We start from the raw sequence: 13,748 nt of genomic DNA, 5'->3' as shown, positions 1-13,748 counted from the left end.
AATAATACTTATGAAAAAACTTACCATACATATGTTCTTGGTTTTATTTTTTGCATCGCTCGTCGGTTGTGAGAAATACTTAGATCAACAGCCTAAATTTGCCCTCACAGAATCCAATGGCATTACAAATTATGCTAAAGCTAAAGCCGCTGTCAATGGGATATATTCCACTTTCCGCAATGACAGCTGGTCTGGAGCTCTTTATGTAGCTCAAACCACCAAAGCTGGTTTTATTAACTTTTCAAGTGTAGCAGATTACAACTTATCTTATACACAGGAGTCAGGAGGAGGATCTGCCATCTGGAGCGCCTTTTACCGCAGCTTAAATGCTGCTAATTTCGCTATAACAGGCATTGAAGCACTTCCACAAACCGCTTTTACCAACAATGAACAGCGCAACTCGTTACTTGGAGATGCTAAAGCTGTACGTGCATGGATTAACCTTAACATTCTTTGGAATTTCGGTTACTGGTGGGCTGAAGATGCTAGCCCTTATGGACTTGTCTTTAGAGACAAACCCGCTTCTTTAGACAATGTCAGGGCTCCTCGAATATCCGTCGGTGAAAGCTATCGCATCATTAATGAGGATTTAGATTTTGCAATACAGCACGCATCGCAATTTGATAGCCCACGTTATATTTCCAAGCAATTTGCTCAAGTATTAAAAGCCAAAGCACTTTTGTATCGGTCAGGCTACCGCAATGAAACAGAACCGCTCAAACAAGCTCTTACTTTAATAAATAATGTCATGGAACAAGCTAGTAGTAAATTCCAGCTTCAGAGTGACCTAGCACAAGTATACCAAAGATCCTGGGAATCACCCGAAAATCTATTTGTCAAATACTTGGAGGACGATGGTTCACGTACTTCTGCAGGTGGTTATTGGTACACTTACGGCATCATATACCAAGGCAATACACTTCCTTTAGCACCTGGTGGGGCACGTACCGCTGGTCTCCGCTACGGTACAGACTGGTTTACTGGCGACCCACGCTGGCCTATTGCTACCGGAGAAGTCCGCGCTCCTGAAACATGGGACAATACTTTTCGGTATACCTTTAAAAAACTAGCGCGTTTAGGTAGCTATCAGGGCAAAGTCAATTCACCAGTTGATGAAAAATATGCGACCTATTATTTTCGTTTTGCAGAACTTTATCTGCTCAAAGCCGAACTGTTAGCACGTACAGGCGCCAGCGTAGCACAAGCTATCGCGCCGATCAATGAGCTTCGACAAAAAAGAACAGCACAAGCTTTCAACCTCCTTCAGCCTGGTAATCAGGAACAGCTTTATGACGCTATTTTTAAAGAAATATTTTTAGAATTATGCTTAGAAAATGGAAGTGAATTTTTCGCTAGTATCCGATTTAAAAAAGATAATCAACCTTGGATTGTAGCAATCAAAGATGGCTTAACTTTCGATATCACCAGAGTATCTTGGCCAATCCCAAATTCCGAGATTATCAATAATCCTGCTGCATTTCAAAACCCAGGGCAAGAGTAAACAACACTATTATTTTTACAATTATTAATTCAAAACATGAATATATTTAGAACACTCAGTTATCTCTCACTATTGGGTCTGACATTTCTCACAGCATCATGCAAAGATGAGGTCAAAGATGCTTTGGTTCCTTACCCGGAAGATATCACCTTCAATGAAATCATATTGGAAAGGTTTTCCAGCCGCATACCAGATGCACCTTTTCGATCAGGCGCCACATCCACAGGCTTTGTACAGATTAATATCCAAAAAAAAGGTGCTACAGATTTCAGTGGTTTTGCATTGTCCAATAAAAACTACCGTTCCTACCCTTGGGTCCTAAGTCCAGATTTCAGACCATCGACAGGGGTATCGGCAGATTTAAAAAGATCAGCTATAGATTCGACAGTATTTAGCGTCTACACGACCACCCCCAATAGAACAGAAACTTACCTCATCGGACACGCAAAAGATGATCAGGCATTTTTATCGTTTGATGACGCTGTCGCGCCTCAACATGTACTAATTGCTAACACAGCTTATACATATCTTCTGGCAAACTATGGATCGAACTATTCGGGCACATTGGATCCTGCCACCCAACAGTACAAGCTTGACGGAACCAAAGTTCGGAATCCCAACATTTCAAGTACCTCCACAGCAGACTATGGTCGATGGTATCTGCCCACATTAGCAGGAAAAGATCTCACCCGAATAGCAGGCTATACTGCTCTGAGCAAGACTCCAACTTATATCCGCTTGCTGATAACAGGACACCTTAAAGGTTCGCTGACAGGAACCACAACATTCTACCTGGGCACGACCAAAGGTGGTGATATTCAGAACCCAACGGTGGAGACCATTCGTTCCAACTGGACAAAAGTTGATTTGCAGCCTTTAGGGCGGGTTGACAAGATATTATTTACAATTGATGGAAATTATCGGGATGCGGAGCAAACATTATTAAGTCCCGCATATTTTGCATTAGACGGCTTACGCATTCAACATTAATACTAAAATATACAAACATGAAAAAAATCACAAAACACATCTTGCTTTTATTGCTTGCTCCGATTGTTTCGCAAGCACAGGTTTCAAAATTTGAAATCCAGGGCCATATTCCTGTTGTAAAAAAGGAATACAAAGCTTACCTGCTTAAAGGCAGTCAAACAGATTCTGTAGACATTAATCCTCAGGGTAAATTTATATTTTCCGGAGAGGTAGAAAGCCCTATAAAGGCACATCTTTTGGTTGGCTCAAGTCTAAGACAGGCCTACCGATATGCCTTTCCATTTTACATCGAGGCAGGTAAACTTGTGGTATCCAGTAAAGACTCTATAAACAACGCTACTATCAAAGGCGGTGCAGTCAATGCCGATGATCAAAAATTAACAGCACTGCTCAAGCCGTACAACGACGAGCAGACCAAACTTTACGAATGGTACAGAAACCTACCTGATACAGAAAAAGAAACCTTAACTGTGAAGCATAAAATTGATGAAACAAATAAAGAGATCAACCAAAAACGAACGACTATACGCAAGGAATTTTTAACCAAAAACCCCAACAGTCCCATTGCCTTAGATGTAGTGCAGGCAATCGGCGGGTATTCGCCTGAGTACAAAGAAATATATCCGCTTTATGATAAACTATCATCTACTGTTAAAAACAGCACTGCAGGAAAAAAATACTACGAACAGTTATTATTACACAAAGCCGTAGGTCTGGGGAGTATTGCCCCTACTTTCAGTCAGCAGGATACTTCCGGCCGAATAGTAAAATTAGAAGAATACAGAGGCAAATATGTGCTTTTAGATTTTTGGGCTAGCTGGTGTGGTCCATGTAGAGCTGAAAACCCAAATGTCGTAAAAGCATTTCATACCTTTAAGGATAAAGGTTTTACTATTATCGGCATCTCTTTAGATGATGAAAAAGGTAAAAATGCATGGCTTAAAGCGATCAAAGATGATAAACTTCAGGATTGGACCCAATTATCTGATTTAAAAGGCTGGAAAAATGATATTTCTACTCAATATGGTATCCGCGCAATTCCTTCTAACTTTTTACTAGATCCCGAAGGAAAGATTATTGCCAAAAACTTAAGAGGAGCTGATTTAGAAAAAAAACTAGCAGAAATTTTGAAACCTTAAGTATTTATACTTATAAATCCTATTACCATTAATTAAAACATTTATAAGGGTCGCCAGCCATGTGCGCTCTTTATAGATGTTTTAATTCCCAAAACGTCTCATCTTACTTAATTAATCACTCTTCAATTCGTTCACTCAAATATCATATGCATTCCTGATATATGTGTCTACAATACATTAACACGCTCTCCTTTAGAATCAACCGAAATATTATTTTAATTGATCTTCCAAATGCGAATCCAGTTTAGATTACGCTCCTGTAAACGGCATTCTAAGGTATGTTAGCTTAGCACCAACAAAAACTATAGCATAGTTGTTTTCTTGATAATTATCGTGGCACCTATCTACGGTTATTAAACCAAAGAGCTAAACCACATATCCTTTAAAAAATAAATTGTTATATTCAAAAAGACTGAGACATAGATACACAAAGAGGCACATATTAAATATCGATTTGATACAGTAACAGAATTGATAAAATATTAAAAAACGAATAACATGAAGTTTAAAACAATAATCGGTTTACTACCTTTTTTGATCTTGAGTTGCAACAATTCAAAATCAAAAAAGGTAGATGAAAGAAAAATTAGTAAAGACAGTTTAAGAGTAGATACAGTTGATTTTCCAACAAAAATAGAGGTTCCAAAAATCGATACATTAGCGCGCATAGAATCAGAAAACAACGCATCTGTTACAGTTTCTGCAGATGATGTAACAAAGGCCTACGTGGATCTGAATACTTCGGATAGCATCCTAACGCTAAACGCCAATATGAGACTTGATCATCGTATATTTGGCTATGAAAAACCTGACACCAATTCCAAAAGACTATTTTTACTATCCATTTTCACCAACGACGTTAAGAACAATCCCTTTAAACTTCCATTAGGCGCCTATTATGAAACTTCCGGCTTGGATGAGAAAGGCCTAAAATTAAAATATAAAAATATCACTGGGAACTTTGTTCAAGCCACATTTATAGATGCAACCAAAATCAAAGGAACGACCCTATACTTGGAAAAAAAATGGGTAGAAATTATCCCTAAAAAATAATTAAACTATGCAAGCAGCTGTAATAAATACATAACATTTCAACTACTCTCTCCGTATAAAAAAGCAATTCACTATCTTTGAATTATGTAATTAATTAAAAAGATGCAAACAGAAGATTTATTAGGTTATTATACCAATATAAAGAAAGAAATCCCTTTAGATCTCATCCATTCTCAACGGAATGCTTTACATTTCAATGTCATCAAAACGGAGAGCTGTATGCTAAGTCTCCCCTATGCACGCAGAGACTATTACAAAATAACACTCACACAGAATCCCGGAATTTTAATTACAGATCAGGGTGAGCTAAAAGTAGACCGGCCCACCATATTCTTCTCACGCCCGGAAGTCAATTATGGCTGGGAACCACTTGCTGCAAATCAGGACGGTTACGTCTGCCTTTTCAATGAATCATTTTTAACCAAAGAAATGAAACTAGAATTCGACCGCGTGCATGAAGAGATGATAGCGAAACCGTTTACCTACATCCATCTCGATCAGGCAAAATTCCAGGAGCTCTTTTTTTATTTTGAAAGACTTGCGTCAGAACATATGGATGGACATATGTTTAAGAATGAAATCATTGACAGCATACTGCGTCTCATTATATACAACGTTATCAAAGTACATCGCGAAACCATCGATGGACAGCGCATTCCGGCAAGCAACCGATTAGTACATCAGTTTTTCACCCTATTAAATAATCAGTTTCCACTAGAGTCACCGCAACAGATTCTGTATTTAAAAAGTCCTGCTGATTATGCCAATCGTTTAAATACCCATATCAATCATCTCAACCATCTGCTTAAGGCAATGACCGGAAAGTCGACTTCTCAGCATATTCAGGAACGCTTATTATTAGAGGGTAAAAAACTATTGGAAAATAGCGACTGGACCATCGGACAGATCGGTCAGGGTCTAGGTTTTGAATATCCGCAACACTTTACTTCCTTCTTTAAAAAGCATGCGCTTATTACGCCTAAAATTCACCGCGAAAGATTTATGAAACAAGTTTGATTTTCGTAAAAATAACTTTGAATCCTGTCTTTTTAATACATCGATCTTCCTTTAATTTTGCTGACAGCATTAAGGAAACAGGTTGATCAAGATAATATGATTTTAGGATGAGAAGACAAGAAAAGAAACACGAGGGTATCAGTACTATTTTGACATTTATGCTTATACCGCTTTCCGGTTTTGCGATGGACATTTACATCCCTTCTTTTCCGGATATGGTAACCGCATTGGGAACCTCCATATCAAGTGTCCGATTAACCCTGACAGTTTATCTCATTTTTTATGGACTGGGACAACTTCTTCTAGGAAGTTTAGTGGACAGTTATGGCCGTTACAGATTAAGCATGTTAGCATTAGTACTATTTATCCTGAGCAATATCTTACTGATCAACTCTTCCAATATTTATTTTATAATCGGTATGCGGGCCATCCAAGGCTTAGTCATTTCTATTATTATGGTATCCAAACGTAGCTTTCTCGTGGATGTTTATGACGGTGATAAATTAAAAAATTACACCTCATTACTATCTATTGTATGGTCATCCGCCCCCATTCTTGCACCATTCTTAGGCGGGTTTCTGCAAAATTATGTTGGCTGGAAAGGAAATTTTTATTTCCTTGCTATTTATGCACTCATCATGTTTCTATTGGAATACCGGTTTACAGGAGAAACACTAAAAGAACAAAAACCCTACCGCATTTCGGGTACAGTTAATGCTTTTAAAGTGATGTTGAGCACTAAAGACTTCAGCATGGGCATCGTGCTATTGGGATTCAGTTACGCTATGGCTATTGTATTTGGGATGTCTGCACCTTTTATGATCGAGCATGACTTTAATTTTTCTCCTGTCATGACCGGAAATATGTCTCTTCTTTCTGGCTTATTTTTACTGTTCGGAGGCCTACTGAGTAAAGCTATGTTAGCAAAGTCTATGCAAAAAAAACTACGACTAGCAACAATCGGACAAGCCACATTAGCCTGTTTAATGTTTGCAACAGCATTCTGGTATTACAGCTTATTTTCTCTGATGTTTTTTGCTTTATTAATGCATTTCCTGATGGGATTTATGTACAACATCTACTTCACCTATTGTTTGACACGGTTCCCACAATATGCAGGCGCAGCAGGTGGATTAACCAGTGGCGGGGCTTATATCGTGACTTCTTTTGCCAGCTACAGCCTGGTCAGTCTATTGAATGTTGGTGACCAACAGACATTAGCGATCTGCTATTTTATCTTATCCCTCTGTATAGGTTTAACTTTATTAGTAATCGGAAATAAACTAAAGAGAGCAGACTCACAATGAGCTTTCCATTTAGATATTCAATTAAAACATAAAATACTACTTCCAGTTTTTTGCTTAAACCGTCAAAAGTCTAAAATGAGAATGGAAAATTATCAGAAATAAAAAACATCATTACCTTTGTTTGGTTTTTAAATTAGAGCGACAAACTAATTCGTTAGAGAAACCGGGTCAAAAAGAAGAACTCATGGAATCGTTTTTTAAATTTAATAAAACAAGTAGACAATGGCATCTTCCCATCGTCGCAGGATTAAGTGTAGGCATTCCTATGATTCTGGGCTGGTATATGGACAACATTGAAGCTGGAAAGCTGGGATCCCTAGCTGGACTATCAATCTTATACATTCAATCAGATAAGCTTATCGAACGCATGATCTTACTGATGACTTGTTGTTTTGGGCTTATGCTATCTTTTTCGGTTGGATTGTTATTTTCGTTCAACCCAATGATTGCTCCTATTGCATTGGGTCTTTTCTCCTTCGGAGTACATTACTCCCTGCATAAGCTTCAACTTACCCGTCCACCAGGCAATTTCTTCTTCATCATGCTGGCATCTACTGCCATTTGTTCCCCTTTTCAACCTGAAAATATAGCCGAAAAAATTGGTTATGTTGCAATGGGAACCATATTAACCTGTGGTATCGGTTTAATATATAGCTTACTGACTCTAAAAAAGAATAATCAGCCCGAAAATAGCATTCATCGTAAATCGAGTTACACCAATATTGTAGAATCTCTCATTTTTGGACTCATTATGGCTTTCTCTTTAGCTGTAGCATTTTCGTTAAACATTGAAAAACCATATTGGATCCCCATCTCTTGCTTAGCGGTAATGCAGGGAAGTAGCTCTAAGCATGTTTGGCTTAGAGCAACACAGCGTATAACCGGAACATTAGTTGGTCTTGGAATTACCTGGCTAATTGCGTCCGGAAACCCAACGCCACTTATTATGGTCATAAGTATTACCCTATTGCAAGTCATCGTAGAATTTTTAGTCGTAAGGAATTATGCAATTGCAGTTGTTTTTATTACGATCCTAACTATTTTCCTCTCTGAATCTGGTAAACAGTTAACGCAAGACACCAACGAGATCTTTTTTGCACGTATGATTGATATTTTTATCGGAAGCGTCATCGGAATGATAGGCGGATGGATTTTATATAATGCCAAATTACTCCATCATGCCACGTTGCAATTAAGAAAAGCTAGAATATTAATGAAGAAGACAAACCGCGGTACAGAATAAATAACAAGAAACTATATCGGTGCTTTACATATTTGTACGCTAAACCTTTATTTACTATTAACAATAGTGAATAAATTTAACATATTATGTGAGGATGGTATTCATCTAAAAATGAGACCGATGTAGTTTACTTTTTAAACTGGCTCGGGATAACACCAAATTTTCTTTTAAAAGCCGCCGAGAAATGACGTGGATTTTTATATCCTATACTGTCAGAAATCTCACTGATACTCATATCCTGCTCGGTAATCATCAGTTTAGCCTGATTCATTTTAGCATCCGTCCAAAATCCAAAAACTGTTGTTCCAAACAACTCTTTAAAACCCTTTTTAAGTGTAAACTCATTTGTACCCACATGATGTGCCAGCTCAATCAATGAACAAGCATTATTGAGATTATTCATAATAAACTCCCGCACCGCATACACTTTATGAATATCTTCCTTTCTTAAAGAAACATGGATGTGAGCCACTTCGCTCAGTTGTTCAAACTGCAGCAATAGGAGCTCAATTACCTTTGCCTCGAGGAACATTCTTTTAAAAACACTTTTTCTCTGACAGTTCATAATGTCATCTATAATCTCATACATCTGACGACTAATTCGATTATTTTCAACATTTATTGTCTCTGAATATCCCTTTTCAATTGCATTTCGAAATCTGTCAAATAAAAGAGTATCCTCCGGAAGATATCTTTTAAAGAATGACGGGGCCAAATTAATCTCAAATAACTGAAAAACATCACTTTCCCATTTCATCTTCCCATGTAGCTGGTTGGCATAAATGATATTATGTTGGTGAGAATCAAAACTTACCTCTTTTTTAAAATGCTCTGTGACCGCAGTACTTTTACCTTTTAGAGCAAAATGCATCTCTACTGTTTCAAAATCACTTTCAAAATACAGCATTAGATTATTGGACAAAATAGCATCACCAAAACCAATATGTACTCCCTCAAAATATATTTCACGGTAACATCCCTTTCCGATTGGAAGTTCGAGATGAGTTGTATATTCCTGTATTCCACCATCCGATGCAGGTAAAACATCCGGATACTCTTTTTCCAAAAGCAAATTAGAGATATCGGTATTGTACAATCGTAGCGTCATTATATGTTTAATTTTGATTCAGTTTCTCCTTATCGCGGATCTTTTATTCCTTTTCACAGACCTTTTTAGGGTAATTAACTTCTTATATTTGCACAAATATATAAATTATTTAGAACTATTCTTAATAGTAAAGTTGAATATGCAACGCTCCACTTATCATTATTCCCATCAAGTAAAGATGCCCAAAATGAAATAATCACATAGCAGATTTTCAAGAGATCATTAAGCAAATAAGTTAATTAACGTATAAAATGAGTAAACAAAATTTCAAACCCCTACAGGCTACATTAACGGTAAGCCGTAAAGCATATATTACACCGCATTATATTCGCATATACCTCACGGGCGAAAGTGTTCCATCATTCAGTAATACGACAATCGGAGTCAATAACAAGATACTTATACCTCCCGCGGGAATCGGCACTGTTTATTTTCCAGAATTTGATTATGACAAAAAGCAGTGGAAACCCCAACCCGATGAGATTCGCCCTATAGTTCGAACCTACACACATAGGGGTATCAATCTTCAAAAAAAAGAAATTTATATTGACTTTGTTGCACATGGTGATGAAGGACCTGCATCTTCTTGGGCCATTCATGCTCAAAAAGGTGATCTACTGGGTGTTTTAATGAAAGATGGTAAAAGTGAATTATACGGTAAAGCAGCGAACTATCTCTTAGTAGGCGATGCAACTGCCATTCCGGTACTTGGAGCAATATTAGAGGATCTGCCCGAGACAGCAAAAGGTATCTGTATCATCGAAGTACACAGCAAAGAGGATGAACAGCAATTATCGACCAAAGCGGATATCAAATTTATTTGGCTCTACAACTCCAGTCCTCAATTAGGTAGTAACATAGCAACAGTTGTTAAACAACAATCACTTCCAGAGCACTCCCGCTCGGGTTATGTAGCGGCAAAATTTTCTTCTGTGAAAGAAATACGTCATTATTTACGAAAAGAAAAAGGCTGGAGACAAGAAGAACTTTATGCGTACTCCTACTGGAAATCTGGTGTAGCTGAAGATAAATCGGCCACAGAAAGACATGAGGAAAATGAAAGTGGAAAATGATAAAAACGAATGCAATAACTATCTTAGTTAAATGATTATCACAGGGGTGATTTACTTGTAAACACCCCTTATTTCAGATTTGGTTAGTGTAGAATTGCATAGACAATATTAAAATGCTTTTTGCCCATGCATAACACAACAAATTCATTTTAAAGGTCAAAATATGAAAATATCAAAAATACAACCTCCACCGGATCTAAGAAGTGTAGTTTATGAATTCTGGCACACTGTTGTCCCTAATTCCTCTTCCGCTATTGAATCCTATAAAATCTTTGCTGACGGAGCACCGGGTATAATTTTTCAGCATAACAACGGAAATTCAAACTTATATAGGGATACTGTCCCGCTACCCATTACTTTTATGTACGGTCAAAAGAGCGCCAGCCCTTGTACCAACTTCATACATAGACAATCTAGCATCTTTGGCGTCAGTTTTCAACCTGCCACAGTCAAACAATTATTTTCGATTAACAGTTACGAACTGACCGATTCACTGGTGGATATGAATATTTTTTTTTCAAAAACCTTCACCGAAAGATTATTAGAAGCTAGATCTGTCCAGCATCTTGTTGAGTTATTCAGTCAAGAAATTTATCAAAAGCTCTTACGGGCAAAAAAGGAGCACATCATCCAAGATAGTGTCCATAGAATCCGTAATTGTGAAAGTAACATTGATTCTGCTTTATTGGCTCAACAATATTGTCTATCCAGAAGGCAATTTCAGCGTAAATTCAAAGAAGAAGTAGGTGTCAGTCCTGAATCATATTTCAGAATTGTTAAATTTCAGAAATCCCTCCAGTTATTAAAAAACGGGCAGTACAATAGACTAAGTGATATTGCATATAAACTTGGATATGCAGATCACTCACATTTTAATAGAGAATTTAAATTATTTTCCAGCTTTTCTCCAAAAGAATTTTTAGAATTACAATTGCCCAAAAATACTTATGAAACTGACAAAATTGAAGATATAGGCCCACTGCGTATTATGAAACATTAACAATAATGTCGCTACAGTTCTATGATACCAACAACAGGGACCTTTTCTTTGTCTTATAGAACAACTCATAATGGAAAAAATAAAAATACATCATCTAAATTGTGTAGAAATCCAGTCTTCAATGGATCTTAGGGCTATAGGTCACTGCCTATTATTGGAAGCTAAAAATAGACTCATAATGATAGATACAGGAATTGGATTAGCTGACATACAAAATCCTATCGAACGGATTGGTAAAGAAGCTATTGAAATGGTTGGCTACCGGTTTGACGAATCTCAAACTGCTATTCGTCAAATCGAAAAGCTAGGTTTAGATCCTTCAAGAGTTACCGATTGTATTATATCACATTTGGACAACGATCATATTGGAGGTCTTCCCGACTTTCCGAACGCAACAGTTCATGTTGGTTTAGAAGAATATATTAATTTCAACTCTGGAAACCCAAGATATCTGCAAACACCCTTGCTCCATAATCCAAAGATCGTAACTTATGGGCCATCAGAAAGTAATTGGTACGGGCTTGAATCCAGACCCATCAACGTTGGTTCAATAGGCTTATCGTTCATCCCTTTGTTTGGACATAGCCACGGTCATTGCGGGATAGCAATAGATCTTGATTCGAGTAGCCTTTTTTACGTTGCAGATGCCTATTATCTTCGAGAGGAGTTAAAGGATGATACTCATCCGGTGTGTAAACTCGCGGAAAATAGAGCCGACAATAATGAGCTCAGAATAGCAACATTAAACAACATACGTCAGTTTGTCGCTCAAAATCCTGAAATAAAAGTTTTTGGTTATCACGACATTAACGAATTCAATCAATTTAGCATTAATTTATAAGGTAAACGCATGTCATAAAAATAACTACCTTTAATATGTCCATTAGCAAGCGGAGTACAAATTTCCGTAAAAACGTATAGAAATCAAAGTTAGCATTTAAAGAAATCTGCTTCATTAAGGGAAAAACAATATTTACGCTTAACCAAAATAATATGCCTAAAGTAAAACCGGAATTATTCGCTTTTTTAGATGATTCAAAAATAGAAGCCACACTTTCCAGACTATATACAGAAGCATTGAAACAAGGATGGTCAATGGTATTTCATTTCCTACCAAAAGCATTCAAAATGTTTGGAAAAGGAATTGATTGGAAAACGGAAAAAGAATCTTTTTATGATGACAAATATATCCCCATATTGCCTTACCAAGGTACATTTTTATATATGCAGGCTAGGGCATTAAATGCCAAAAACATTGTCGAATTCGGAACTTCTTTTGGGATTTCAACAATCTACCTTGCAAAAGCGGCAAAAGACAATGGTAGAAAAGTGATATCCACAGAATATATGCCGCATAAAGTCAAAATAGCGCGACAAAATATTGAAGAAGCAGGATTATCCGAGTACGCAGACATATGGGAGGGCGATGCTAGAGAAACTTTAAGAAACATAAACGAACCTATTGATTTTGTACTGCTTGACGGATGGCCGGATCTTGTTTTTCCTATTTTCAAGTTATTGGAACCAAATCTAAAAAAGGGTGCAGTTATTATAGTCGATGATGTCCAGGGCTTTCAGCCTTCTATGCAGGACTATCTGGATTATATGAGAAAGCCTGAAAACGGCTATATATCAACTACAATACGGCCTAAAAAAGCGATGGAATTTACCATTAAAATAAGTTAAAAGACTAAGAACTTAGATTTACAAGGAAAATAATAGTTATTTATAGATTATAAGCAAGCATATGTGGAGTATATTAAGAACAAATTCAGATCATCAAGATTTTAAAACTCTAACAATCCAATTAGACCAAGATCTCGCTATTAAAAATGGTGATATAAATGATTTTTTTGCGCAGTACAACAAAATAGAATTGATTAAGCATGTTGTCATTGTTTATATAAATGACGAACCTGTGGGGTGTGGTGCATTAAAAGAATATGAGGAAAGCACGATCGAGATTAAACGTATGTTTGTTTCTATTGGGCAAAGAGGAAATGGAATTGCCGGCACAATATTAAAAGAATTGGAGCATTGGGCAAAAGAATTGGATTATAAACGATGTATTTTAGAAACCGGTAATAAGATGATTGAAGCCATTGGTTTATATAAAAAACATGCATTTACTATAATTCCAAACTATGGTCAATATACAGGTATCGCAAGTAGCATTTGCTTTGAAAAAAATATTTAACTTTATTTTTTCCACAGCAAGTGCTAAACAAGTAATATCATTCCCAGAAACTTTTGATAGACTAAAACATGTAAATTTAATGTGAATCCAAATCTATTGAACTATACTTAGCAATCTATA

Annotated in this window: 13 protein-coding genes; 12 read left to right on the top strand and 1 reads right to left on the bottom strand. The window is 36.9% G+C overall.

Translation table 11 applies throughout. The features are described 5' to 3' along the window. The first annotated feature begins 10 nt into the window (after positions 1 to 10). From M2265_RS23220 to M2265_RS23190, 7 genes are all read left to right on the top strand, one after another. Positions 11 to 1,501 carry a RagB/SusD family nutrient uptake outer membrane protein gene (locus tag M2265_RS23220; RefSeq protein ID WP_132770297.1) on the top strand — a complete coding sequence of 497 codons (1,491 nt, stop codon included), beginning with the start codon at positions 11 to 13 and terminating at the stop codon, positions 1,499 to 1,501. Positions 1,502 to 1,537: 36 nt separating this feature from the next. Next, a complete protein-coding gene (locus tag M2265_RS23215) occupies positions 1,538 to 2,491 on the top strand; it encodes a DUF4465 domain-containing protein (RefSeq protein ID WP_132770299.1) in 954 nt (317 codons plus the stop codon). 17 nt (positions 2,492 to 2,508) lie between these two features. Then, a complete protein-coding gene (locus tag M2265_RS23210; RefSeq protein WP_132770301.1) occupies positions 2,509 to 3,630 on the top strand; it encodes a TlpA disulfide reductase family protein in 1,122 nt (373 codons plus the stop codon). 498 nt (positions 3,631 to 4,128) lie between these two features. Then, entirely contained in the window at positions 4,129 to 4,683 is a 555-nt protein-coding gene (locus tag M2265_RS23205) for a hypothetical protein (RefSeq protein ID WP_132770303.1), read from the top strand. A 102-nt stretch (positions 4,684 to 4,785) separates the two neighbouring features. Continuing rightward, positions 4,786 to 5,700 (top strand): helix-turn-helix domain-containing protein, encoded by a 915-nt coding sequence (locus M2265_RS23200; protein WP_132770305.1) that lies wholly within the window; start codon positions 4,786 to 4,788, stop codon positions 5,698 to 5,700. A gap of 107 nt (positions 5,701 to 5,807) precedes the next feature. Beyond that, complete coding sequence (locus tag M2265_RS23195; protein WP_132770306.1) at positions 5,808 to 7,007, top strand: MFS transporter; 1,200 nt, start codon at positions 5,808 to 5,810, stop codon at positions 7,005 to 7,007. 184 nt (positions 7,008 to 7,191) lie between these two features. Further along, a complete protein-coding gene (locus M2265_RS23190; RefSeq protein WP_132770308.1) occupies positions 7,192 to 8,250 on the top strand; it encodes an FUSC family protein in 1,059 nt (352 codons plus the stop codon). Between the two features lie 127 nt (positions 8,251 to 8,377). Here M2265_RS23190 and M2265_RS23185 read toward each other — a convergent pair whose 3' ends face one another. Then, the gene (locus M2265_RS23185; protein WP_132770310.1) at positions 8,378 to 9,358 is read right to left on the bottom strand and encodes a helix-turn-helix transcriptional regulator; all 981 of its coding nucleotides are present in this window, start codon (positions 9,356 to 9,358) and stop codon (positions 8,378 to 8,380) included. A gap of 251 nt (positions 9,359 to 9,609) precedes the next feature. Between M2265_RS23185 and M2265_RS23180 the strand changes: the two genes are divergently transcribed. The 5 genes from M2265_RS23180 (at position 9,610) to M2265_RS23160 (ending at position 13,628) form a co-directional block, all read left to right on the top strand. After that, positions 9,610 to 10,431 (top strand): siderophore-interacting protein, encoded by an 822-nt coding sequence (locus M2265_RS23180; RefSeq protein WP_132770311.1) that lies wholly within the window; start codon positions 9,610 to 9,612, stop codon positions 10,429 to 10,431. 163 nt (positions 10,432 to 10,594) lie between these two features. Next, a complete protein-coding gene (locus tag M2265_RS23175; RefSeq protein WP_132770313.1) occupies positions 10,595 to 11,431 on the top strand; it encodes a helix-turn-helix transcriptional regulator in 837 nt (278 codons plus the stop codon). A gap of 70 nt (positions 11,432 to 11,501) precedes the next feature. Further along, entirely contained in the window at positions 11,502 to 12,272 is a 771-nt protein-coding gene (locus M2265_RS23170; protein ID WP_132770314.1) for an MBL fold metallo-hydrolase, read from the top strand. Between the two features lie 152 nt (positions 12,273 to 12,424). Next, positions 12,425 to 13,117, top strand: a complete 693-nt coding sequence (locus tag M2265_RS23165) for an O-methyltransferase (RefSeq protein WP_132770316.1) — start codon at positions 12,425 to 12,427, stop codon at positions 13,115 to 13,117. Between the two features lie 61 nt (positions 13,118 to 13,178). Next, on the top strand, positions 13,179 to 13,628 hold the full coding sequence (locus tag M2265_RS23160; RefSeq protein WP_132770317.1) for a GNAT family N-acetyltransferase: 450 nt from the start codon (positions 13,179 to 13,181) through the stop codon (positions 13,626 to 13,628). Positions 13,629 to 13,748: the final 120 nt, after the last annotated feature.

Source organism: Sphingobacterium kitahiroshimense (assembly GCF_025961315.1).
Classification (GTDB): Bacteria; Bacteroidota; Bacteroidia; order Sphingobacteriales; family Sphingobacteriaceae; genus Sphingobacterium; species Sphingobacterium anhuiense.
This window is presented reverse-complemented; position numbering and strand designations above follow the sequence as displayed.

What these genes read in the sequence shown, in the direction of transcription:
- M2265_RS23210 (WP_132770301.1), top strand. Translation starts at nt 2,509, where the DNA reads ATGAAAAAAATCACAAAACACATCTTGCTTTTATTGCTTGCTCCGATT.
- M2265_RS23160 (WP_132770317.1), top strand. Translation starts at nt 13,179, where the DNA reads ATGTGGAGTATATTAAGAACAAATTCAGATCATCAAGATTTTAAAACT.
- M2265_RS23175 (WP_132770313.1), top strand. Translation starts at nt 10,595, where the DNA reads ATGAAAATATCAAAAATACAACCTCCACCGGATCTAAGAAGTGTAGTT.
- M2265_RS23205 (WP_132770303.1), top strand. Translation starts at nt 4,129, where the DNA reads ATGAAGTTTAAAACAATAATCGGTTTACTACCTTTTTTGATCTTGAGT.
- M2265_RS23200 (WP_132770305.1), top strand. Translation starts at nt 4,786, where the DNA reads ATGCAAACAGAAGATTTATTAGGTTATTATACCAATATAAAGAAAGAA.
- M2265_RS23190 (WP_132770308.1), top strand. Translation starts at nt 7,192, where the DNA reads ATGGAATCGTTTTTTAAATTTAATAAAACAAGTAGACAATGGCATCTT.
- M2265_RS23215 (WP_132770299.1), top strand. Translation starts at nt 1,538, where the DNA reads ATGAATATATTTAGAACACTCAGTTATCTCTCACTATTGGGTCTGACA.
- M2265_RS23170 (WP_132770314.1), top strand. Translation starts at nt 11,502, where the DNA reads ATGGAAAAAATAAAAATACATCATCTAAATTGTGTAGAAATCCAGTCT.
- M2265_RS23165 (WP_132770316.1), top strand. Translation starts at nt 12,425, where the DNA reads ATGCCTAAAGTAAAACCGGAATTATTCGCTTTTTTAGATGATTCAAAA.
- M2265_RS23185 (WP_132770310.1), bottom strand. Translation starts at nt 9,358, where the DNA reads ATGACGCTACGATTGTACAATACCGATATCTCTAATTTGCTTTTGGAA.
- M2265_RS23180 (WP_132770311.1), top strand. Translation starts at nt 9,610, where the DNA reads ATGAGTAAACAAAATTTCAAACCCCTACAGGCTACATTAACGGTAAGC.
- M2265_RS23195 (WP_132770306.1), top strand. Translation starts at nt 5,808, where the DNA reads ATGAGAAGACAAGAAAAGAAACACGAGGGTATCAGTACTATTTTGACA.
- M2265_RS23220 (WP_132770297.1), top strand. Translation starts at nt 11, where the DNA reads ATGAAAAAACTTACCATACATATGTTCTTGGTTTTATTTTTTGCATCG.